Source organism: Oceanobacillus massiliensis str. N'diop (genome assembly GCF_000285495.1).
GTDB classification, from domain to species: Bacteria; Bacillota; Bacilli; order Bacillales; family Amphibacillaceae; genus Oceanobacillus; species Oceanobacillus massiliensis.
Genome location: NZ_HE610978.1, coordinates 23420 through 45623, shown reverse-complemented (window position 1 = coordinate 45623; position 22204 = coordinate 23420). Strand labels below are relative to the sequence as shown.

General features: G+C 39.4%; 22 protein-coding genes and 2 pseudogenes. 16 read left to right on the top strand and 8 right to left on the bottom strand.

Annotated elements, in window-relative coordinates; genetic code table 11:
* Positions 1-47 precede the first annotated feature (47 nt).
* Positions 48-248 (bottom strand): cold-shock protein, encoded by a 201-nt coding sequence (locus OMHG_RS10040; protein ID WP_010650602.1) that lies wholly within the window; start codon positions 246-248, stop codon positions 48-50.
* Between the two features lie 345 nt (positions 249-593).
* On the opposite strand from OMHG_RS10040, the gene OMHG_RS10035 reads away from it, so the two are divergent.
* Positions 594-2261, top strand: a complete 1668-nt coding sequence (locus OMHG_RS10035; RefSeq protein WP_010650601.1) for a formate--tetrahydrofolate ligase — start codon at positions 594-596, stop codon at positions 2259-2261.
* Positions 2261-2851, top strand: a complete 591-nt coding sequence (locus OMHG_RS10030) for an HD domain-containing protein (RefSeq protein ID WP_010650600.1) — start codon at positions 2261-2263, stop codon at positions 2849-2851. Before OMHG_RS10035 ends, OMHG_RS10030 begins: the two co-directional genes overlap by 1 nt.
* 64 nt (positions 2852-2915) lie before the next feature.
* On the opposite strand, the gene OMHG_RS10025 is transcribed toward OMHG_RS10030, so the two are convergent.
* On the bottom strand, positions 2916-3887 hold the full coding sequence (locus OMHG_RS10025) for a C40 family peptidase (protein WP_010650599.1): 972 nt from the start codon (positions 3885-3887) through the stop codon (positions 2916-2918).
* 155 nt (positions 3888-4042) lie between these two features.
* Here OMHG_RS10025 and OMHG_RS10020 point away from each other — a divergent pair.
* The 11 genes and pseudogenes from OMHG_RS10020 (at position 4043) to OMHG_RS09975 (ending at position 10251) form a co-directional block, all read left to right on the top strand.
* A pseudogene (locus tag OMHG_RS10020) lies at positions 4043-4998 on the top strand (thymidylate synthase).
* A 22-nt stretch (positions 4999-5020) separates the two neighbouring features.
* Entirely contained in the window at positions 5021-5521 is a 501-nt protein-coding gene (locus OMHG_RS10015; protein ID WP_010650596.1) for a dihydrofolate reductase, read from the top strand.
* Positions 5522-5628: 107 nt separating this feature from the next.
* Positions 5629-5841, top strand: a complete 213-nt coding sequence (locus tag OMHG_RS10010; protein ID WP_010650595.1) for a twin-arginine translocase TatA/TatE family subunit — start codon at positions 5629-5631, stop codon at positions 5839-5841.
* Between the two features lie 19 nt (positions 5842-5860).
* Positions 5861-6040: a twin-arginine translocase TatA/TatE family subunit gene (locus OMHG_RS10005; protein ID WP_010650594.1), complete on the top strand. Its 180-nt coding sequence runs from the start codon at positions 5861-5863 to the stop codon at positions 6038-6040.
* 73 nt (positions 6041-6113) lie between these two features.
* Positions 6114-6878, top strand: coding sequence for a twin-arginine translocase subunit TatC (tatC, locus tag OMHG_RS10000; RefSeq protein ID WP_010650592.1), 765 nt, complete (start codon positions 6114-6116; stop codon positions 6876-6878).
* A 12-nt stretch (positions 6879-6890) separates the two neighbouring features.
* Positions 6891-7106, top strand: a complete 216-nt coding sequence (locus tag OMHG_RS09995) for a YozE family protein (RefSeq protein ID WP_010650590.1) — start codon at positions 6891-6893, stop codon at positions 7104-7106.
* A 194-nt stretch (positions 7107-7300) separates the two neighbouring features.
* Positions 7301-7423, top strand: a complete 123-nt coding sequence (locus OMHG_RS19240; protein ID WP_272913374.1) for a hypothetical protein — start codon at positions 7301-7303, stop codon at positions 7421-7423.
* Between the two features lie 324 nt (positions 7424-7747).
* Positions 7748-8146, top strand: coding sequence for a VrrA/YqfQ family protein (gene vrrA, locus OMHG_RS09990; protein ID WP_010650588.1), 399 nt, complete (start codon positions 7748-7750; stop codon positions 8144-8146).
* A 159-nt stretch (positions 8147-8305) separates the two neighbouring features.
* The gene (msrA, locus tag OMHG_RS09985) at positions 8306-9265 is read left to right on the top strand and encodes a peptide-methionine (S)-S-oxide reductase MsrA (protein ID WP_010650587.1); all 960 of its coding nucleotides are present in this window, start codon (positions 8306-8308) and stop codon (positions 9263-9265) included.
* A gap of 46 nt (positions 9266-9311) precedes the next feature.
* A complete protein-coding gene (locus tag OMHG_RS09980) occupies positions 9312-9518 on the top strand; it encodes a DUF6501 family protein (RefSeq protein ID WP_010650585.1) in 207 nt (68 codons plus the stop codon).
* Between the two features lie 169 nt (positions 9519-9687).
* Complete coding sequence (locus tag OMHG_RS09975; RefSeq protein ID WP_010650583.1) at positions 9688-10251, top strand: histidine phosphatase family protein; 564 nt, start codon at positions 9688-9690, stop codon at positions 10249-10251.
* On the opposite strand, the gene OMHG_RS09970 is transcribed toward OMHG_RS09975, so the two are convergent.
* Positions 10246-11436, bottom strand: coding sequence for a M14 family metallopeptidase (locus OMHG_RS09970; protein WP_010650582.1), 1191 nt, complete (start codon positions 11434-11436; stop codon positions 10246-10248). The two genes, OMHG_RS09975 and OMHG_RS09970, sit on opposite strands and share 6 nt — an antisense overlap.
* Positions 11437-11580: 144 nt before the next feature.
* Here OMHG_RS09970 and OMHG_RS09965 point away from each other — a divergent pair, with 144 nt between their 5' ends.
* The 3 genes and pseudogenes from OMHG_RS09965 (at position 11581) to OMHG_RS09955 (ending at position 14958) form a co-directional block, all read left to right on the top strand.
* Positions 11581-11820, top strand: coding sequence for an indolepyruvate ferredoxin oxidoreductase subunit alpha (locus OMHG_RS09965; protein WP_010650580.1), 240 nt, complete (start codon positions 11581-11583; stop codon positions 11818-11820).
* Positions 11821-12056: 236 nt separating this feature from the next.
* Positions 12057-13585 (top strand): annotated as a pseudogene (locus tag OMHG_RS09960) (FAD-dependent oxidoreductase).
* A 230-nt stretch (positions 13586-13815) separates the two neighbouring features.
* Positions 13816-14958 carry a glycosyltransferase family 4 protein gene (locus OMHG_RS09955; RefSeq protein WP_010650574.1) on the top strand — a complete coding sequence of 381 codons (1143 nt, stop codon included), beginning with the start codon at positions 13816-13818 and terminating at the stop codon, positions 14956-14958.
* A 677-nt stretch (positions 14959-15635) separates the two neighbouring features.
* On the opposite strand, the gene OMHG_RS09950 is transcribed toward OMHG_RS09955, so the two are convergent.
* From OMHG_RS09950 to OMHG_RS09930, 5 genes are all read right to left on the bottom strand, one after another.
* Entirely contained in the window at positions 15636-16355 is a 720-nt protein-coding gene (locus OMHG_RS09950) for a sulfite exporter TauE/SafE family protein (RefSeq protein ID WP_010650572.1), read from the bottom strand.
* 573 nt (positions 16356-16928) lie between these two features.
* Positions 16929-19265 (bottom strand): RNA polymerase recycling motor HelD, encoded by a 2337-nt coding sequence (helD, locus tag OMHG_RS09945; protein WP_010650570.1) that lies wholly within the window; start codon positions 19263-19265, stop codon positions 16929-16931.
* A 497-nt stretch (positions 19266-19762) separates the two neighbouring features.
* Positions 19763-20212, bottom strand: coding sequence for a GNAT family N-acetyltransferase (locus OMHG_RS09940; RefSeq protein WP_010650569.1), 450 nt, complete (start codon positions 20210-20212; stop codon positions 19763-19765).
* Positions 20213-20359: 147 nt separating this feature from the next.
* Entirely contained in the window at positions 20360-21223 is an 864-nt protein-coding gene (locus OMHG_RS09935) for a hypothetical protein (protein WP_010650568.1), read from the bottom strand.
* A complete protein-coding gene (locus tag OMHG_RS09930; protein WP_010650566.1) occupies positions 21210-22163 on the bottom strand; it encodes a WD40/YVTN/BNR-like repeat-containing protein in 954 nt (317 codons plus the stop codon). The genes OMHG_RS09935 and OMHG_RS09930 overlap by 14 nt, the downstream gene beginning before the upstream one ends.
* Between the last annotated feature and the right edge of the window lie 41 nt (positions 22164-22204).

The following is a 22204-nucleotide window of genomic DNA, read 5'->3' as shown; positions in this document are numbered from 1 at the left end:
AGCGGAAATCCATAAATTAGATTCCCGCTTCATATATATGATGCCGATTATCTTTTTACAACATTTGCAGCTTGTGGGCCACGTTCGCCTTCAACAATGTCAAAAGAAACTTCCTGTCCTTCTTCCAGGGATTTGAAACCTTCTTCCTGGATGGCAGAGTAATGTACGAATACATCATTTCCTTCTTCCAATTGAATAAATCCGTATCCTTTTTCTGCATTGAACCATTTTACTACTCCGTTTTCCATGTAAACTTTTCCTCCTAATAATTCCACGTGTAACGCGTGTTAATACAAAGTCGAGCGGGAATATTAAAAAAAGGCAGCTTCTATAGAAGTGTAGGATCACTATTACATCCACTTCTATAGAAGCTGCCTGTGTCATTAATGATTCCGTACATCTTCTTTGCTTATATATAATATTAGCTTATTACGAATTCATCGTCAAGAAAATGGGCTCAATATCTGTTAAATAATTTATCTTTTTTAAATTGTTGGGCAAATTAATTCCTCTAATAAAATAACGAGAAATAACTGAAAAAAATTCTGTCAGAAGGTTATACTAATAATAAACTACATAGAGGGGAGAATAACATGAATCCAGATATAGAAATCGCACAACAGGCAACCTTAAAACCCATTTCAGAAGTTGCTGCAGCAATGAATCTGAGTAACGAGGACTATGAGCCTTATGGATATACCAAGGCAAAACTGTCTGATAAGCTGCTCGATAAGCTAGGCAGCAGGCCGAATGGTAAAATCATACTTGTTACGTCAATAAATCCAACGCCGGCAGGGGAAGGCAAGTCAACGGTAACTGTTGGACTCGGACAGGCATTACATAAAATAGGAGAAAAAGCGATTATCGCTCTGCGGGAACCATCACTTGGTCCTGTGATGGGACTAAAGGGAGGTGCTGCAGGTGGCGGCTATTCCCAAGTACTTCCAATGGAAGAAATCAACCTTCATTTCACCGGCGATCTCCACGCGATAACAAGTGCCAACAATCTGCTTTCTGCTATGATAGATAATCATATACATCGTGGAAACGAATTAAAGATTGACCCAAGGAGAATGGAATGGAAGCGTGTCATGGATATGAATGATCGAGCGTTAAGAAATGTCGTCATTGGTTTGGGTGGGCCATTACAAGGTATTCCAAGAGAAGATGGGTTTACCATAACCGTTGCTTCCGAAATCATGGCAGTATTATGCCTATCTGAGAATCTCGCAGATCTTAAAACAAAGATTTCTAAAATTGTAATTGGCTATACCTATGATGAAGAACCGGTTACCGTTAAAGACCTAAAGGTAGAAGGTGCCTTAACATTACTGTTAAAAGATGCCATCAGACCTAATCTTGTGCAGACAACAGAAAATACACCTGCTATTATCCATGGTGGCCCATTTGCTAATATCGCCCATGGCTGCAACAGTATAATCGCTACAAAAACTGCCGCAAAGATAGGTGATTATGTTGTAACCGAAGCGGGGTTCGGGGCGGATTTGGGAGCAGAAAAGTTTCTCGACATCAAATCCTTGGCAGGCGGGTTTACGACAGATGCAGTAGTAATTGTAGCCACAGTAAGGGCTTTAAAAATGCATGGCGGAAGCTCCATTGATCAATTAAATGAAGAGAATCTCCCGGCATTAGAAGCGGGGATGGAAAATCTTCAGAAACATATCGAAACGATTGAGCATTTTGGTCTGCCCTATGTTATTGCAATCAATAAGTTCCCCCGTGACACAAGATCAGAAACAGACTTCATTCAGCACTGGTGTGAGGTGAGAGGAATTGAAGTCGCTCTGACCGATGTATGGTCAAAAGGCGGAGAAGGCGGAGTGGAGCTTGCAAGGAAAGTCGTGAAAAAGACACAAACACCATCAGATTTTAAAAGAATCTATGAATTGAATGATAATATCGAGACAAAGATTAGAAAAATTGCCCAGCTTGTTTATGGTGCTGACGATATTGATCTCTCACCAAAAGCTAGAAAGCAAATTGCTTTCTTTGAGAAACAAGGCTGGGGAAAGCTGCCCATCTGTATGGCCAAGACCCAGTACTCCTTATCCGATAATCCTGTCCTGCTGGGAAGGCCGAGTGGATTTACAATAAGCATTAGAGAGCTGAAACCCCAGATAGGAGCGGGATTTATTGTTGTCTTAACAGGTGAGGTCATGACAATGCCAGGACTGCCAGCACATCCAGCAGCTTTAAATATGGATGTTGCTGAAGACGGTAAAATCACGGGGCTATTTTGATGGACAGAGATCAACTCGAGTCCATCCAGAGATATGTATATGAAGCCTTTAAACGCGATGCCACCGGGCATGATTTCTACCATATGCAGCGAGTCGTTAAACTATCCGGACAAATTGCCGAAGCAGAACATGCGGATATTGCGTTATGCGAAGCTGCTGCCTGGCTGCATGATATTGGTGACCATAAGCTCTTTGACAATCCCGAGATTGCAAAAAAGGAGATGCAACAGTTTTTGCGAAGCATAGCTATATTGGAGTCGGATATTTCGGACATTATAACGATAATCGACGGTGTTTCCTACAGTAAAGGAGAAACTGTTCCAGCTACACTGGAAGGCCGAATTGTTCAGGACGCAGATCGCCTTGATGCAATCGGAGCGATTGGTATCGCAAGGACATTTGCCTATGGTGGAGCAAACCATCAACTGATCTATCATCCATCCGAGACAAAAAATTCAATCCAGCATTTTTATGATAAATTATTAAGACTGCGTGGACTGATGCACACAAATACAGCGAAGTTAATTGCAGCAGAGCGCCATCAGTACATGGTGGATTTTATAGACCAATTCTTTAAAGAATGGAAATGATCTCGTACCAATTCAAAGGAACAAGCAGACGGAGTGCTGCTTGTTCCTTTATTAAATTCGCTATTTAAATCCGCTTCGCTCCCAAATAACGTTCCTTCCAGTAGACATTATTCATTTCGCTTATTTCCACACCACGCGAAGAACCCGAATGGATAAATTTACTATTGCCTATATATATGCCGGCATGGGATGGACCTGTATTGTTTGTGTTGAAAAATACAATGTCTCCAACAGAAGGGACGTCAACTGGTCTGCTGAAATTCCACATATCCCTTACCGTTCGGGGAATCGTAATCTTTTGATTGCTATATACATACTGAATAAATCCACTGCAATCAAACCCCGATGGCGAAGTCCCTCCATACATATATGGAGTGCCAAGCAGTGCGCGAGCGGATTGGATAACATCCGCGTTACTGGACTTCACCTCTGCTTTATGAACATTCCCTGTTGGTTTAGCTGCGCTTTTTTTAGAATATAAGGCATCCAGATCTTCCTTTGCATTTGCTGTTGTCAGCTTCAGATTCAGCCCTTCTTCCGCCCTGATCAGTGCAGCATATGTAAGAGGTCCATATATTCCATCCACATTGTCCTCAAAATAGCCCATATAATGTAATGCTTCCTGTACATTTTGTACATGTTCATTTCTCGATATTCCTGGTTCAATTAATGCCGCTGACTTCATTAGCCGCTTAAGCCATATCCGTTTTTCCGATTCAATCATTTCGGATAACGTTTTCCGTTCTGCAGTTCTTTCCACCTCGAGATGGTGGCCATCCTGAATCTTAGGGATGATTTGTTCTGTCGCAGCAGCCATCTCCTTTATTTCCTTTACTGCTACCGGATAATTCATTTGGGAACGTTTCTTCTGTAACGAGCGAATTGTTTCTCCATGAAATTGGTAGGTGGGCTGTTCACCTGCAGTGATATCTTTATTTACATCAAAAGGAGCAGTCCCCAGAGTGGTAAATTGCTGACTTAACACATAGCTGTACAGGATGGAGTGTTTTAACACATGTTCTACCGTCCCATTCACTTGATGAAATCCCCCTTTACCTTTCTTCTTCTCTATACTAGAATTATGGAGAAAAGATCCTACTATGAATTACGATTCAGTTACAAAGTCTGTTATAATAAAAACATTCATATCAAAACAGATCATACATAGATATATAGGTTAGGAGAGATACGATGGTAAAAGGTGAGCAGGCATATCTGGAGCTATGCAGACACATACTGGATACAGGTGCCGAAAAAGGCGACCGAACAAACACGGGAACTTATTCTGTTTTCGGTCATCAGATGCGTTTCGACTTAAAGCAAGGCTTCCCATTGCTGACAACAAAAAAATACCGTTTCGGCTAGTCGCAAGCGAATTATTATGGTTTATCAAAGGGGATACAAATATTCGCTATCTACTGGAGAACAATAATAATATTTGGAATGAATGGGCTTTTGAAAAGTGGGTGACAAGCGATTGCTATCAAGGTCCTGATATGACTAATTTCGGAATCAGAAGTCAGGAAAATCCTGAATTTAATTTGGAGTACCAGGAGCAGATGCAATTATTTAAAGAAAAAGTACTTCAAGACGATGATTTCGCACAAAAATTTGGTGATCTCGGCTCGGTGTATGGTAAGCAATGGCGAGAATGGAAGACATCTAAAGAGGGAACGATTGACCAGCTGAAAGAGGTAATTGACGCGATACGGGATAACCCAAACTCACGCAGACATATTGTGTCTGCATGGAATCCAGAAGATATTCCGAATATGGCGCTTCCACCATGTCATACATTATTTCAGTTCTATGTAGCAGATGGCAAATTATCCTGCCAGCTGTATCAGCGGAGTGCGGATGTATTTCTCGGTGTGCCTTTCAATATTGCAAGCTATGCGCTTTTAACCCATTTAATTGCCCATGAATGCAGCCTGGAAGTCGGTGAATTCGTGCATACACTTGGCGACGCACATATCTACTCAAATCATATTGAGCAAATTCAAACCCAGTTGAAAAGGGACATAAGACCATTTCCGGAATTGATAATCAATAAAGGGAAGTCTTCCATCTTTGATTTTGAGCTAACGGATTTTGAAATAGTTGATTATAATCCCCATCCAAGCATAAAAGCGCCTATCGCAGTCTGAATAGTTTAACGGAGGAAAAAAGATGATTTCATTATTAGTTGCAATGGATAAGAACCATGTTATCGGACTTAATAACGGAATGCCTTGGCATTTACCGAAAGATTTACGTTTTTTCAAAGAAAAAACAACAGGAAATACGATTATTATGGGGAGAAAAACGTATCATTCAATGGGAGGACCACTGCCAAACAGAACAAACGTTGTCCTGTCACGAACTAAAGACGATTTTCCGCAAGAAATTGAAGTGATTGACAATCTCGAAACAATAACCAGGTGGAATCGGGAAAACCCAGAAAAGGAATATTTCATCATTGGCGGAGGGAATATTTTCAATCAAGTATTGGACATAGCAGACCGTATGTATATTACCTGGATAGACAATGAATTTGAAGGGGATACTTATTTCCCGGATTTCCAGAAAGAGAAGTGGACAGTTACCTCGAAAATAAAAGGTGAAAAGAACGACACGAATCCATATGACTATTATTTTATCCAATATGACCGCAGGAGACCAGCAAAGTAATAACTTGTTTAAAGTAAGCTAAACGTGTATTATAAACTTGTACTTTACTGCAAACTGGACAAGTAACATGAAATGATTATATGACTACTGATGGAGATGGTGAATGTATGTTTGCAAATATTGGGGTACCTGGATTAATATTGGTTGTAGTACTTGCATTAATCGTTTTTGGACCTAAAAAGCTGCCGGAAATTGGTAAAGCAGCCGGAAATACTTTACGGGAATTTAAAGATTCGACTCGTGACTTAACGGATGATGCTAAAAACGAAATTAATGAGGTAAAAACAATCGTTAAAGGTGAAAAGAAAGAGGATAAATAATTTTTCGGAGTGATTCGGTATGTTCGGTAACATTGGTATTCCGGGGTTAATACTTATTCTTATTGTTGCTTTAATTGTCTTTGGTCCATCAAAGCTTCCGGAGATCGGCAGAGCCTTTGGCAGTTCTCTAAGAGAATTCAAAAACGCAACAAGGGATATTGTAAGTGATAAAGAAGAAGAAAAAAACATTAATACGTAATTAATAGATAAAAATGGAGGTGTAGGGTTATTCCTTACATCTTCTTTTGTGCTATTCATAGGGAGTGTTCAAAATGACAGAAAATCAGCAACAAAATGAGAGTGAAAAGGAAATGAATCTGGTTGGTCATCTATCCGAGCTAAGAAACAGACTGATTGTGACTGCTGTTTTCTTTATTGTGTTTTTTATTATAGGATTTATCTATGTTAAAGATATTTACTGGTTTTTCGTAAACGATATTGATCTTGTATTAACCGCAATAAGTCCGACCGAAATTCTCTGGATATATTTCTCAATGGCTGGCCTTGTTGCCATCATCGGTACTATTCCAGTCTTGGCCTATCAAATTTGGGCATTTATTAAACCGGGATTGACGCCGCAAGAAAGAACTGCATCACTGTCTTACATACCGGCACTGTTTTTGTTATTTATCTTAGGTTTGGTCTTCGGGTACTTTGTGTTCACCAAACTAGTCATGCCTTTCCTGCTTTCTCTGAATGATGGCATGTTTAATATAATGTTCACAGTCGATAAATACTTTAAATTTCTGCTGAAGGTAACATTGCCATTTGCCTTGTTGTTCGAATTGCCGATTATAGCAATGTTCCTGACAAGTCTCGGAATCCTTACTCCGGACTTTATGTCGAAAAATAGAAAATATGCATACTTTATACTTATTGTTATTGGTGTTATCATTACACCACCAGACTTTGTATTGCAGATTGTTGTAGCTGTTCCTTTAATCATCCTGTATGAAATCAGTATCCAAATGTCTAAAATCATCTATCGCAAAAAGATGAACAAGCATAAAGAATTTATGGAAAACGAAGGTAAATAGTGGGGTGAATAGATGCGTTCCTTCTATCTTTTTTTAATGACATACCGAGGGAAAATAAAGCCGGATGATAAGTCCAAACTTGCGGACTGGGCTTTTACCGATCATAATTTCCCAAAGCATTCAACAAGTTATGATGAAATCAGCAACTACCTGGAGTGGAACAGTCCTTTCCCAGGTGCACTGCGTGTATTTGATGAGATTTGGGAAACCTATCAATCAAGAAACTAATTGAAAACGACCTGGAGCTTATTCCATGGTCGTTTTTTTTGATTGCCACTATGCTAATTTTGCTGGGGACTATCTGGCAGTGACAGGTAACAGCAGCTTTTCGCTTTCCATCCGGACCAAGTTTCACAGAAAAATAGAATTCTCAGCCACCAGTCTATAAAAATTGATCAAACGTTTGATCAATTTTTTGAACAATGGGACTAATCGTCGGAAATGCTGATATTTTGAATGAAGATGCTGATGTTCATCGGAAAAATGCCGATGTTCATGACAAAATGGCTGAAGTTCACAAGAAAAATACTGATGTTCATATTTAACACGTTGGTTTGCAGGCTTTTCAGACTGCAGTTAGGTAGGTGGCCAGCTAGTCCGCTAAACAGCATTTCCCACGGATAGCAAGCTAGAGCGTGTCTTTTTCATCCATCTGCACAAAAAACAGTCTGAAGCTCCATTCCTCTTCAGTCAAACATCCTCAAAATCTGACAATTTTTCTCTTTAATCAGCATTGCACAGCTGTTTTTTGTAGATTTCTGCGGTTACCCGGGAAATATTTAATGGACAACTGTTATTGCCTACACGCATTTCCCGTGGCATACGTAAACTATTCTTAGAGAATTAAACAAAAATAAAGGGGGATACCAATGCTATTTCCAACACGACAACCTTTTAACAGATACCAGCAGCCGATTCAGGGAACAGCAAGGAATACAACGCTGCCAGGTAAATTCAGTCCGGCCAAACTGCTTGGCGGCAAGAGCTTGAATAATGTCTCCAAGACATTGGATGGGGTACAGCAAGTTTTAAATATGGTACAGACGGGTGCGCCACTTGTGCAGGAATATGGGCCAATGATCAAAAACCTTCCAGCGATGTACCGGATGATGAAGGCCTTTAACGAGATAGAAAAAAGTGATGAAGAAGTTGCAAATACGAATCCAGTCCAACGGCCGGAAGCGAATGAAAACAAGCCGGATAAACCCGTACAACCAATCAAAAAAACGAAAGACGACGGTGTACCGAAACCCAAATTGTTCATCTAAGCAATATCTGTAAGTCAGAGTACTTGATTTTTAAACCAAAAAAGGGAAAAATAGAAGTAATCACTCTTACTTGAACTGTTTATCTGCTTCAAGATAATTGTATAAAAGAGTATTCTATGGTTCACTGTTAATTAAAGACTAGGACAGGAGGTTAGTTTCATGTCTAATAATTTTGAGAAAGCGACATTTGCCGGTGGATGTTTTTGGTGTATGGTAGAGCCATTCGATCAGCGTCCAGGTGTCGAAAGTGTTGTTTCAGGCTATACTGGAGGACATGTAGAAAATCCAACATACGAACAGGTCTGTTCCGATACGACTGGACATGTAGAGGCAGTACAAATCACTTTTGATCCAAAGATTATGCCTTATGAGCAGTTGGTTTCAACCTTCTGGCAGCAAATCGATCCAACAGATCCTGGAGGTCAATTCAATGATAGGGGAGAGTCGTACCAAACAGCCATCTTCTATCATGATGATCAGCAAAGACAAATAGCCGAAAAGTTAAAACAGGAACTGGAAGCGAGCGGAAAATTTTCCAAACCGATTGTAACCCCAATCCTGCCAGCAAAGCCATTTTATCCTGCTGAGGAGAATCACCAGGATTATTATAAAAAACAATCTTTTCACTACCGACTTTATAAAAAAGGTTCCGGAAGAGAAGATTTTATTAAAAATAATTGGCAGCAGGAATTCGATAAATCCGAGTTAAAGAAAAAGCTAACACCTATCCAATATCATGTCACACAGGAGAACGGAACAGAAAGACCTTTCCAAAATGAATATTGGGATAATGATAAAGAAGGCATCTATGTCGATGTGGTATCCGGAGAGGCTCTCTTTTCCTCGAGGGACCAATATGATGCAGGCTGCGGTTGGCCAAGCTTTACAAAGCCAATAGATCACTATCAGGTAAACAATAACACGGATACAACACATGGAATGATTCGAACGGAAATTAGAAGTAAAAGCTCTAATTCGCATTTAGGACATGTTTTCGAAGATGGACCTACAGAGGCCGGCGGATTGCGCTATTGTATGAATTCTGCTGCAATGCGCTTCATCCCAAAAGAGGAAATGAAAGAAAAAGGGTATGAAAATTACTTATATTTATTTGACTGATTTACAATAACTTTATTATGCAAACTAGAAAAGGCAGGGAATAAAAATGATTCATTTAAACTGGGAGCAAAGAGAGACAATCAAGCAAATAGAATGTGTGCATGCAGACGCAAAAAAATTCATCGTCCACAATAAACTGACACCAGGGAAAAAATATGACGTTAAAAATGAGACGGATGAATTTTACTTTGTAATTGATAATAGTGAACGGATCGGCGGTTTTAGAAAAGATTATTTTAAAGAGGTAAAGTAGTAAAAATAACAGGATTTTCTCCTGTTATTTTTTTACTTCCTTAAACTTATTGTAAAATTAAATTATATTATATGTTAAATAAATAGATGATGTTATAATTTATCTATCATAACTAGTTATTTATGGAAATCTGCTAAATCTCGACAATTACCGAAAGGGCTGATCGATAATGAAAAGAATCTATTTGGTTAGGCATTGTGCCGCTAATGGGCAACACAGGGATTCTCCTCTAACGAGAGAGGGAATCAGGCAGGCAGCAGCACTTTCTGATTTTTTTAAAGAACTGGACATATCATTTGATCTAATCCTTTCGAGTCCCTTTTTAAGAGCTATTGAAAGCATTAAACCATATGCAGAAGCAAATGGATTGACGATCAAAACGGATGAACGTCTGCAAGAGAGAATCCTCAGCGAAGAGCCGATTGATGATTGGCTGGAAGCTCTCGAACAGTCCTTTATCGATGATGGTTTCTCTCTGCCAGGCGGAGAGTCTGCAAAGGATGTCGTTGCTCGCAGCAATGATGTGCTCCGTTGCATTTATGATGATAGTTCTGTCAGTAATGCTATAATAGTGAGCCATGGAAATCTACTATCACATTTTTTCCATCAATTCGATCCAAGTTTTGGCTTCAAGCAGTGGAAGGAACTGAGAAATCCGGATATTTATTTGCTGCAAAAGGAACAAAATCATCCTGCTGAGCTGGAATGTATATGGGATGTCTCACAATCATAAATAAAGGTTCGCCAGCATTATTCCTAGGCTCTCCTCATAAATTTCCGGGAACTGCTCAATTGGAAGCGGATTGGTACCTAATCCCAGTTCAACTGTAAATCCCGGATTCCCGAAAACTTGTATGAACCAATCTTTATAACCTGCATAACTGTCGATATAGCGAATGGGAGTGTATCCGCTGACGCGCTCATATTCGCTTACGATTTCCAATGATTCTGCAGGAGCCAATCCTTCAAATCCCCAAAAAATCACCTGTCCCTGTGTGTGAAAGGCATTCATCCGAATGAAATTCCTTTCTACTGCAAGATTTGCCATAGCGATTGCCTCTGCTTCTGTTAACGGGGCGTACCCAGGGAAATCTCTCGGTTGGGGCGACGCTGGCTTTCTCTCCGCTTCAACTTCCCATAAAGCAGGGTATTGATTATTTAAGTCCACTCCATTAATGTTTGCTTTCCATCCAGAAAAATCCGTGTTTTGCTGATTAATGGCTAATACTGTGTCACTATATGAACCGGCAGCAGAGGCGCCTCCCAGTACAAGGTTAACGCCATCCGGATTTACCATTGGCACAACAGATAGTTGTGTAGCATTATAGAGCGGCAGCAGCGCCAATCCCCTTATAGGCAATCCGTTTGTGAGGGATAACGCATATTGATTAATAAACTGCATTATAATCGGAGTTGTAATCCATTCATTTGCATGAAAGGATCCATTTAAATGCACTTCCTTCATGCCGGCACCAATCTGCAGTTCTGTAATTTCCTTGCCCATCACAGAACTCCCGGCTGCACGCCTTGTGATAAATGGATATATTGTCTCCAGTATCCGGATGTCATCCAGCATATTTTCATACGTATAATTGTTGATATCATCTACCACTAGCTCTGTAATTCTCTCGGGAAGGACAATAACCTGTCCGACTTGCAGCTGTGAGGGATCGACCTCCTGATTAGTCAACTCCAGCATGTCCAGTGGAATGTTATATTCTCTGGCTATCGTCCAAAAACTATCATTTGCTTCAATAGTATAGCTGCTTTGGACATATCCTGGTATCTGCAGCACCTGCCCAATGTGCAGCTGGGTAAAATCGGTGCCGGTATTTGAAGTTTCGATTAATATTAGCGGTACACTGAACAACTGACTGTAGTACCACAATGTATCGCCTGGTCGAACAGCAATTTCCATAAACGATCTCCTTTCAGTCACGAATAATATATCATATGATAGATGTAAAGAATGATGAATCTTTTATTTTTGAAGATTATAAGGTATAATGATGCAATACACATACAAATTTAATTTGATATAGCTAGAAGGAGGAGAATAAGCTTGGCATTTGTAATTACCTCACCATGTAAAAGTGAAAAAGCAGGGGAATGCGTTGAAGTATGTCCTGTTGATTGTATAGAAGAAGGTAAAGACATGTTTTTCATCGATCCGGATATTTGTATAGATTGCGGGGCGTGCGAGGCAGTCTGTCCAGTTGAAGCAATCTATATGGAAGACGAGGTTCCCGCTGAAGAAACAGAATTCATTTCATTAAACCGCTTATTTTTTGAAAACAAATAAACGGCTTACGTAAAACACCTGATAAGATGTTGGATCTGTAAAATAGCCTTTAATTTAAATAACCTAAAAGCGATTGAATAAGCTTTTAGGTTATTTTTTTATAGATTTACAGCAACTTTTTTATTGTCCATGTTAATCATCCTCCTTATTTAATGGAGTTTATTATTGATTAAATACATAATATTTCCTGTTATGTCCATAATGAGTTTATTAGAGAAAAGACAGGAGAGAGGACAATGGCCGGATTTAACATGCCACAAAAACCAGAACCAATATGGCGGGAAAGTGTTTCTTTACCAAGTTTTCCCGCATTAAAAGAGTCGATCAAAGCAGATGTAGCTATCGTCGGTGGAGGGATAACCGGAATCACGGCAGCATATTTACTTACTCAGCAGAACCTTAAAGTCGTATTGCTGGATGCAAGTCAGATTCTAAACGGTACAACAGGACATACAACAGCGAAAATCACCGCACAGCATGGACTCATTTACGATGAATTACTCAGCCATTTCGGATTGGAAAAGGCATCCCTCTATTATAAGGCTGCAGAGGAGGCCAAACAGTTCATTGAGCATACTGTAAAGGAAAATGCCATTAAATGCGATTTCCGGAACGAAGATGCATACATATATACGAACAGTTCTTCCTATTTAAAAAAACTGGACACAGAGAAGAAGGCATACGACAAATTAAAAATAAAGGGTAAATTAAGTGATAATATGCCACTGGATCTCCCGATAAAAGGCAGTCTTGTGATGTACAATCAAGCACAATTCCATCCATTGAAATATTTAAAGGCACTATTGGAGGAAGCGATCAAAAATCAATTGACCGTATATGAGAATACGATTGCTGCCGATATTGAATTTAATAAAAAACAAGCATCCTAACAAGCAATGGGCATCGCATTACATGCAAATATATTATAGCTGCTTCCCATTTTCCATTTCATGATAGCAGGAGCTTTTATTTTGCCCGTATGTATCCTGAAAGATCTTATTTAGTGGCAGGCAAGCAAAACGAAAAGTTTGCAGGAGGGATGTATATCAATGCAGAATCTCCAACACGATCCATAAGATCAGCGAACATCGATGGTAAAGATATGCTGCTGTTTGGCGGTGAAAACCATAAAACCGGACAAGGAAAGTCCACGATGTCCCATTACGAGGCATTACAGAAATTCGCCAAGGAATTCTTCGAGATTGAGGAAATCGATTATCGCTGGTCGGCGCAAGATCTCACAACATTGGATAAAGTTCCCTATATCGGTCCAGCTACCAAGGACAACAAGACATACCTGACAGCAACCGGATTCAGAAAATGGGGGATGACCAATGGAACGATTGCCGGAAAAATATTAACTGACTATATTACCGGAACAGAAAACCCATATTTTGATTTATTTACGCCATCACGGTTTCATGCTGATCCGGCAGTAAAGAAATTCATGGAAATTAATGCGGATGTCGCAAAGCATATGATTAAAGGAAAACTGGAATTCACCCAAAACAATATCGATAAACTGGAGCGAGATGATGCTACATTAGCACGGATAGATGGCAAGCGGGTCGGTGTTTACAAAGATAAGGACGAAGCCATTCATATGGTTGACACAACTTGTACGCACCTTGGCTGCGAAGTGAAATGGAATTCCGGTGACCGGACATGGGATTGTCCATGCCATGGATCAAGATTCAGTTACACTGGTGAAGTAATGGAGGGACCGGCCAAAAAACCGCTAAAGCGAATTAGAGCAAACAACTAAGCAGTCAAGTACTGCTTTTTTTGTTTATTCTATGTAAATTTCGCTTACTTCAATGGTTTATCTTTTGGTTAAATCATAAGTTATATTATAATAGAATACGCATAAGGCCTAAGTAGCCTGTTAAATGATTTTTAGCAGCTTATAAATTCTTTCCTATCATACCTGAACTACACTGACCGTGTAATCGAACAAAATATATCATTACATGGGAATAAAGGAGCAGTACAGTTTTGAAAATAGCAATTGTAACAGAAACATTCCTACCATCAACTGACGGGGTAGTTACACGACTCACCCAAGCAATCAAATATTTCCGTTCAAAGGGACACGAGGTGCTCGTCATAGCTCCTGACCTGGGTGTGGAAGACTATGAAGGCGCTAAAGTTATCGGCATCAAACCGATAACACTTCCTTTTTACCGTTACCGGCCATTCACATTACCAACGGCAAAAGTAAAAGAGCTCTTAGAAAACTTCGAACCTGATATTGTACATGCAGCAAACCCGGTTTTACTTGCAGCCTCTGCAGTGCATTACGCCAAGAAACTTGATTTTCCTTTAATCGCCACATACCACACACATATACCGAAATATTTGGATTATTATTGGGCATACAAGCCTGCAAAACCGATACTTTGGCGACATATCAAAAAACTTCATAATGCTGCAGATTTAAACCTATGTACTTCAGAAGCGATCAAACAGGAGCTGATAGAGAAAGAAATCCAGAATCTACACGTACTGCAGCGCGGTGTTGATATCCATCATAGGAATCCACGCTATGCCAATGAGAAAATGCGAAATCGACTTACGAGAGGCGATAAGTCAAAAACATTACTCGTATTTATCGGAAGACTTGCAATCGAAAAAGAAATTCACAAAATCAAGCCTTTGCTGGAATCAAGAGACGACATCACACTTGCTATTATCGGTGATGGCCCAGCCAGAAAAGAACTGCAGCATACTTTCAGCGGAACAAATACAGTCTTTACAGGCTTCATGCATGGAGAAGAGCTTTCCCAAGCGTTCGCGTCAGCTGATGCATTTGTTTTCCCATCCGTAACAGAAACACTGGGACTGGTAATACTGGAGGCAATGGCATCCGGATTACCGGTAGTTGCCGCCAAAAGCGGACCAACAATGGAACAAATAAAAGACGAAGAAACAGGACTATTATTTGAAAATGAAAATGTCGACAGCATGATCCAAGCAGTCAGCAAACTTGAAAATAAAGCGTTAATGGAACTAATGAAACAAAAAGCAAGAATTGAAGCTGAGAAACATGCTTGGGAAAAAGCATCCCAGCAGTTATTGGATTATTATTATCAAACCATCGAAAAACATAATAATCTACAAAACATGGTTGCAAATTAAATGCAGCCATGTTTTAGTTCCATACATAATCTAATGAAATCATGGATTCAGTTTAGAAGGATTAACAACGGGCAAGAATTTGACGAGAAATTGATAAGAAAAGAAAATGAAAATAAAGAAGTAATAATTTCAAGATAAAATTTAACTATAATTTTTCAATTTATCTCACTATCACAAGTATACTTAAATAATGAGACAAAAATCGATTCATTTATTTAACTTCCTATAATAAATATTATGTAAACTAGGGACAAACTCAAACAGACTGATTACTTTAAGAAGGATAATCCTCTTCTGTTTGTCGAGAAAAACTACTCGCCTATATAATTTAGGTCTATTCTGTTTTGTAGCTCAAAAAATTAGACCTTTCCTGCGCTCTTTATGATAGTATATCTTCCAGGCCGTCCGCCTGTTTATTCAAGATCTGGTATTATAACACAGCTGTATCTGATAGTGTGCAGCCATATTTTCAACGGATAGATATACTAAATAAGCTAAGCCAAATATAAAAGCCGAATCCCCCTCCTCTTAGGGTAATTCGGCTTTTATGCTTAGAGAGTGTTCTATCTCTGATATAGCACCTTTTAACAACTTTCTTAGTCAACAATCATTTGTTGATTCTGAAGGACACTTTGTTCCAGAAGCATGCTCGTTTGCTTAATAGATTTTAAATCAATTTATAGACTGGTAACTATTAAATAAGCTCCTGTAAATATCAAAATTATATATGTAATGATCCGAAACGTATTTTGGCTAATCCATTTAAAAAGTAACTGCCCTAATAAAATTCCTGCAAATAGTGGTAAGATAGCTAACAACGAGGATATCCATGCTTCTTTACTAGTTCCGCCAAACGATATTTGCATTACCAGGCTAGCGAAGTAAACAAACAGATAATAAGCCAATGTCGTACTGCGAAGGGTCACTTTATCTACTCTTGCCCCTGAAAAATACAATAATAGCGGCGGACCTGGTACACCAATACTTGTTGTTAATAATCCTGAAACTCCTCCTATTAGAATATCCTTATTCTTTGTTCGGTCTACTGTTATTTTTAAAATAAGAAGTACCGTCAAACTAAAGATCAGAGCACCAACTGCTAGTTTCAGTAGCTGTATATCTGCAAAAAGATAAATAAAAATACCGAAAACCAACCCTGCAACACTACCCTTAATCAGTCGAATTAAAAGAGTCTTATCCACTTCTTTCCTAATTCTGAATATCATAAAAGCAGAAAGACAAATAGAAAGGATAATATTAATTTGAACCGCTGTATGCAGTGGATACATTATCAATAAGAAAGGAGTACCAATAATGGAAAATCCATAACCGGTGCTTGTCTGTAATACCGAGGCTGCCAGCACAACCAACACGAGAACAGCCCACTCTTCCCCCATACGATCACCAACCTAAAGCATCAAATTCAGCATGTGCTACCTTTCAAAATCGCTCTAAAACAGAAAATGAATCTTAATTATTTATTTGCTGAGATCATCAATGAAACAAGCGAACCAATTATATTTTATGATAACACAATTGTTGTATTTAAAGCCCTTCAAGATAAGTAATCTTACTGCTTACTGCTATTCCTCCTAAGGCCGAATCAAGCGCAAACCAAATTTGAACAAAGAACTATTCGAGTTCAGCATAACAGACCCTGCTTTTGGAGCAAAAGAAATCAGGTAATAAAAAGGCATTTATATACTGGCACAGAGGCAAAAGGCTGGTTAATGCAAGCAATCGATTTTTTGGAGCGACATCTCGACTAATTTATCAATACCGAAGATGACCCATTCTAGTAAGACGCATTTTGTGTGTTGGAGAAGTTATTAGAGTAAAAAGAGCCAAAATCTCTATTTTGTTAGGATTATGCTAGGATTTTGGCTCTTTTTAAAGATTTGGTTTTTATTATCAGAAACTAAATCAAAGAAATATATATCGCTTTTTCATACTCTAATCAACCATATGAATCAGATTTGAATCAAATCCTCCTTCAATGCATGTTGTAAAAACGGACTCGGTTCACCTATGCTGTAAAGCTGCAGGTAATGCATGGCTCTCGTACAGGATGTGTAGAATAGTCTGCGCAGGCTCTCGTCTCCGTACGTGAGTTCTGATGCGTTATAAATGATGACGGCATCGAATTCAATACCTTTTGACAGATATGAAGGGACTACAACTACTCCCTGCTCATATTCAGTCGAGCTGCTCTTCAGGAGTTTAATTTCATCAATACTGGCAAGAGCTTCATATGCGTTTTTACTCTCCTCGGCTGATTTGCATATTATCGCAATGCTATGGCAGCCGAGGCTTTGCAAATCCGCTACTTTGGAAGAGATGCTGCCGTGCAATTCTGCGTGATTATCTACTTGTTTCAGTACAGGGCGCTCACCATCACGTTCAACAGGTATTATTTTATCTCCATTCGGAATTATTCTTCGTGTAAACTCAATGATCGGCTTGGTGGAACGGTAACTCCGTGTCATATTGATCACCTCGGTTTTATCCGGCCCATAAAGACTGGTGAGTTGATTGAAATTAACCTTATCGCTGGCATGGGCAAATATCGCCTGATTGAAGTCACCGAGTACTGTCATCCTGGCCAAAGGAAACAATCGCCTCAAGAACTCAAATTGAAATGGCGAATAATCCTGAGCCTCATCAACCACAATGTGTTTAATCGAGTTGTTCGACTGAAAGCCTTGAATCTGCTCTTTCAAAAATAAGAAAGGCGTGGCATCCTCATAAAATAATTTGCCTTCATCCAGCATTTCCAGCGTCATTTGACATATAGCGCCCCACTCCAATGGCGGCTCCCCTTCCATCCACTCCTTAATCTTCAGCGGATCAGTAAAAAGCTGCTTGTATAGACTTTTAAAATCTATAAAACGAAAGGACCGGATTCGTTTGCGAAGTGGCTTCAATTTCTGATAAACAATCAATTGCGCAAGATCTTTTGGATCGACCTCATAGTCGGCAATCGATTCTCTTTTGAATCCTCGTTTTTTGGCTAAATAGTTATGAGCCTTATGGTAATCATCGTTGCTCAGCAGCTCGATTTCCTCCTGCACCCACGGCTTTGCCCTTTCAGCCTTCTGGAAATCTTTTATATCTTTCATTAGCCAATCCTTCAATTTTTCAAGTCTATTTTGGAAGCGGAGTGAAGTGTCATGACTGTAAAACCTTTCAGCTAGTTCCTGTGCAGTAATGATTGTTTTCCCTCTGAAGGTAATGTCCTTAAATATCATACCTGATGATTCCAGAGACTGCCTATATGATTGGATTGCATCGAAAAATCGGCTGGATGCTTTTAATTGGATACCAATAAGTCTCGATTTATAGGATGGAGTGCTTACAGCAGATAAAACGTATTCCAATTGCTCATAGGGGTTTTCAACGAGAAAATCTTTACTCAAACGATGATTTAAGTATTCCTGAAATGTCACTTGCTGCATATTCTCTTCACCAAGTTCTGGGAGAACATTGGATACATAACTGCTAAACATAGAATTAGGCGAAAAAAGAATAATTTGATCAGCATTCAGCTGTTCTCTATATTTATAGAGCAAATAGGCAATCCGCTGCATGGCGGCCGATGTCTTACCGCTTCCGGCTGCACCGTGAACGATAAGCAGTCTCCCCTGATCATGACGGATAATCCTATTTTGTTCCTGCTGGATGGTGGCAACTATATTGTGCATATGTTTGTCGGTACCCTGACCAAGAACTTGCTGCAAAATCTCGTCTCCAATCGTGATACTCGTATCGAACATGGATTGAAGAACACCACCGCGGATAAGATATTGCCACTTTTTCTTTAAAATTCCTTGGATATCATCTTCAGGGGTTGTATACTTGGCCGGACCAGGCTCGTAATCATAGTAGATACTCGAAATCGGAGCCCTCCAATCATAGACAAGAAAATCTTCGCCACCATTATCACTGAGCGTCGAGATGCCAATATAGATTTGCTCCTCTGCTGAAGTTCCTTCTTCAATAAAATCAATACGACCGAAGTAAGGAATCTCTTTCATACGGTGTAGCGTTGCCAATCGATTGGATGTATGTCTATGGGTGCTCTGCTGAACGGACAGAGCCTGAGCCTCCTGCCTTAGGCCGATGATTGTCTCAAGGTAATCATCAAAACTATCCGTACTCACCTTGACTTCATCCCAAAAGTGTTTGCGGATATCAACTACCTCATTTTTACGCTTGTTAGTTTCCTCTTCTAGTCTGCCAATTTCCTCCTTAATTGTCTCCATTACACTGTCTAATCGTTTTTGCTCCGGCTGGAATTCTGAATGCATAGCGAACACTCCTTAAAAGGTTGATAAAAAGGTTGACAAACGAATCGATTACATTGTATAATTAAGATAAGGATGAGTATGTTTTAATCCAATTAACAATATACATCTTTATTAATTTACCACAAATCCCCCTGCTTTTCAATGTGTTTGATTAGAATTCTATTATTGTCAGATTCATGAATGAGTTTCCATCTATCTCTTATAAGGACCTGTCGAAATTAATTTTAGGCATCATTTTTTCCTTTCGTTATAAGGACATCCCCAGATTGTTACAAACTCAAAGTTTTTTTACTAATCTCGATTAATACATTACATGCAATCAGGTTGTTTTATTTAAATCATCTCTTTTAAACCATACAGGATTTGGTGAAATCTCTTCAATTAACCTATCCTTCCTAAACTTGGATTCTGTCATAAAATCACATAGTCGGAGTTGCAAGGTACTTAAGTTCTTAAGCACCTTAGCCATAATCCAGGATTATTCATCACATTCCATTCTACAATAGATCTAATTCTAACCATTCATCGGTTTCCTTAAAACCAAATTTTTTATAGACTGGTCTCCCTAATTTTGAAGCTCCCAGCCACAGTTTGGTTACATCCGCATTTTTGGTTTCATCCACTAATTTTGCCAATAAACTAGTAGCAATACCCTGTCCGCGGTAATCTTCTCTTGTATACATATTTGTAATGTAGGCCTTTTTACCAGACGGATTGGTATAACTTGGCGGAAATTCGTAAATGATGACCGCTCCCGTAGCAATCATTTTATTATTGTCTTCTACCACCCACTGAATTAAGGATCCATCATCCAGTTTATCTTTAAAGAAAAAATATAGTTCTTTATCGATATCGAGACTCGGTTCTATCCCCTCATCAGCCAATTGAATTTTCCTTAAACCAATCAGATTGTCAATATCCTCGATACTTGCTTTACGATAGTTCATAGCTAAATGACTCCCCCTTATTACATGCTGATTTATTAACCATTGTAATCATTGGTTAACATGGTTTATTACCTAATAGTACAGTAGCATACATGACAACTCTTTCACTATGTCTCACTCTAAATTTCTGTGGATTCCTTAACAGACTTAATTGGGAGCAATAAAATCGAGAGTAGCTGGCTGATTGCCCTCCATGTCTGCTTTATATAAGCTAATATTTCCTGCTGCGGGATTAGCAGAATCAGAATCGACCTCAAAATTCTTATCTAAAGATAGACTCCATACGGCTGAGTTGTTTTTCTTTAAGACAACAGCAAGCGTACCGAATTGATCGATATTATCCCATTCAAATAATTCAGTCTCTCCATTTTCGGTTACAGAAATTCCTTCTGTATTACTTACCACCTCGATGTTATCACCTTGCCACTTTCCATGAATTTCCGCTCCTACATAATAATAGGAAATGCCGCTCCCGCGATCTCCGTATGTGCCGATATATTGCTGAATGGTATTATCTGCAGCTTTGTATGTAACAGCTGCAACGTCATCGGCTAACCACTTCACTTGAAATTTTCCGTCCGTTTTATGGGGCAATCTTTCTTTTGGACGAGCAAGAATACCATAATAGGTTCTATAGTAGACCGCTTCTCCGTTTTCCAGATTTTCTTTGATCGATAGGACATGTTTCATATCAGGTGATACACTTACTATGTTCCTTATCTCCTGGTTACTGATACCAAGCAATATAACTTGGGTGAATATGAAAATAGCGGCAATCACAGAACCTGCCGCTTTAAAGCGTTTAGTGAGTTGAAGCAGAAGCAGGACAGCTAGTAACAGAAAGATGGAGGAGCATATATTGATCAAATAGAATAATCGATTATCCGCAAATTCGACTTGTAGTCTTTCATGGATTACGAGATAACCCATTTGCAAACAGAATAATCCAATCGCGAAAACCAATAGCGCCCACCCAACAATTTTCATCCATTTAGCGCTATTCTGCTTCATCAGGAATCACCTCCATTAAAAATTCCCATGTCTTACCGTTATCTTCAGATATAAATTTCCCCTTTACGAGTCCGCCCTCATAATCCCCATTGGGGCCTTGATTAACCAGTACTGTCAAATGGTCATCCTCTATTACTGGCGTTTCCGCTGCTACAAAGATCTGCTGATACTCCTCTGGAACGTTAACGATCGCTTTCGTCCATGTATTACCTCCGTCTTGGGTAACATGCAGATCAGGTTCCTCTGGATTAATAGTCCCAAAAGATAAGAACCCTGTCGTTTCATCGATAAATCCCCCATAAGAAATTAGTCTCGTTACTCCGGAGCTGTTCGTTTCTCTCCAACTTTGGCCGCCGTCGTCTGTTAAGAAGACACTTGAACCTTCTTGCGACATGCTCCGGCCACCAGAAATAATCACATAGCCAAAATTCTCATTCAGAAAATCAATTTTTCTGAAACGAATACCAGGATATGGTTCTATAACAACTGACTCCTCCCAGGACTGTCCTTTATCCCGCGTATAGACTAACATTATTCTTTGACTCTCCCAGTTATCGCCGTCCGCATATAAGAACGCAGCCAGATCTTCTCTAAGAATGTAGCTGTTTTCAATCAATTCCTGCCCGTTTCCATTATATTCCCCGCCAAATAGTTCATCTTTTTCAACAGGGACGCTAATCCAGTCATTTCCATTATTGAAAGAAATCTTTAGTTCGTTGTTCTGCAAAGTGTAAGTAATCGCCTCATTACGATTTACTGGTTGCAGCTGCTCGGTCTGCGGTCCTTCCGGTTCACTATCGGACACTTGATTATCTTGTACATTTCCGGCCTGTCCCAATTGAGGATATGTGATTTCTCTGGAATTTTGATGATAGATCACTGTAGCAGCAATTAAGCCGGCCAATATGAGAATTGATCCACTAAGTATAAAAGGTTTCATGAGGTCCACTCCTTTGCGGCGATTCATCTTGCTTTCAATAC

What these genes read in the sequence shown, in the direction of transcription:
- OMHG_RS10040 (WP_010650602.1), bottom strand. Translation starts at nt 248, where the DNA reads ATGGAAAACGGAGTAGTAAAATGGTTCAATGCAGAAAAAGGATACGGA.
- OMHG_RS10035 (WP_010650601.1), top strand. Translation starts at nt 594, where the DNA reads ATGAATCCAGATATAGAAATCGCACAACAGGCAACCTTAAAACCCATT.
- OMHG_RS10030 (WP_010650600.1), top strand. Translation starts at nt 2,261, where the DNA reads ATGGACAGAGATCAACTCGAGTCCATCCAGAGATATGTATATGAAGCC.
- OMHG_RS10015 (WP_010650596.1), top strand. Translation starts at nt 5,021, where the DNA reads ATGATTTCATTATTAGTTGCAATGGATAAGAACCATGTTATCGGACTT.
- OMHG_RS10010 (WP_010650595.1), top strand. Translation starts at nt 5,629, where the DNA reads ATGTTTGCAAATATTGGGGTACCTGGATTAATATTGGTTGTAGTACTT.
- OMHG_RS10005 (WP_010650594.1), top strand. Translation starts at nt 5,861, where the DNA reads ATGTTCGGTAACATTGGTATTCCGGGGTTAATACTTATTCTTATTGTT.
- tatC (WP_010650592.1), top strand. Translation starts at nt 6,114, where the DNA reads ATGACAGAAAATCAGCAACAAAATGAGAGTGAAAAGGAAATGAATCTG.
- OMHG_RS09995 (WP_010650590.1), top strand. Translation starts at nt 6,891, where the DNA reads ATGCGTTCCTTCTATCTTTTTTTAATGACATACCGAGGGAAAATAAAG.
- OMHG_RS19240 (WP_272913374.1), top strand. Translation starts at nt 7,301, where the DNA reads ATGGGACTAATCGTCGGAAATGCTGATATTTTGAATGAAGATGCTGAT.
- vrrA (WP_010650588.1), top strand. Translation starts at nt 7,748, where the DNA reads ATGCTATTTCCAACACGACAACCTTTTAACAGATACCAGCAGCCGATT.
- msrA (WP_010650587.1), top strand. Translation starts at nt 8,306, where the DNA reads ATGTCTAATAATTTTGAGAAAGCGACATTTGCCGGTGGATGTTTTTGG.
- OMHG_RS09980 (WP_010650585.1), top strand. Translation starts at nt 9,312, where the DNA reads ATGATTCATTTAAACTGGGAGCAAAGAGAGACAATCAAGCAAATAGAA.
- OMHG_RS09975 (WP_010650583.1), top strand. Translation starts at nt 9,688, where the DNA reads ATGAAAAGAATCTATTTGGTTAGGCATTGTGCCGCTAATGGGCAACAC.
- OMHG_RS09970 (WP_010650582.1), bottom strand. Translation starts at nt 11,436, where the DNA reads ATGGAAATTGCTGTTCGACCAGGCGATACATTGTGGTACTACAGTCAG.
- OMHG_RS09950 (WP_010650572.1), bottom strand. Translation starts at nt 16,355, where the DNA reads ATGGGGGAAGAGTGGGCTGTTCTCGTGTTGGTTGTGCTGGCAGCCTCG.
- helD (WP_010650570.1), bottom strand. Translation starts at nt 19,265, where the DNA reads ATGCATTCAGAATTCCAGCCGGAGCAAAAACGATTAGACAGTGTAATG.
- OMHG_RS09940 (WP_010650569.1), bottom strand. Translation starts at nt 20,212, where the DNA reads ATGAACTATCGTAAAGCAAGTATCGAGGATATTGACAATCTGATTGGT.
- OMHG_RS09935 (WP_010650568.1), bottom strand. Translation starts at nt 21,223, where the DNA reads ATGAAGCAGAATAGCGCTAAATGGATGAAAATTGTTGGGTGGGCGCTA.
- OMHG_RS09930 (WP_010650566.1), bottom strand. Translation starts at nt 22,163, where the DNA reads ATGAAACCTTTTATACTTAGTGGATCAATTCTCATATTGGCCGGCTTA.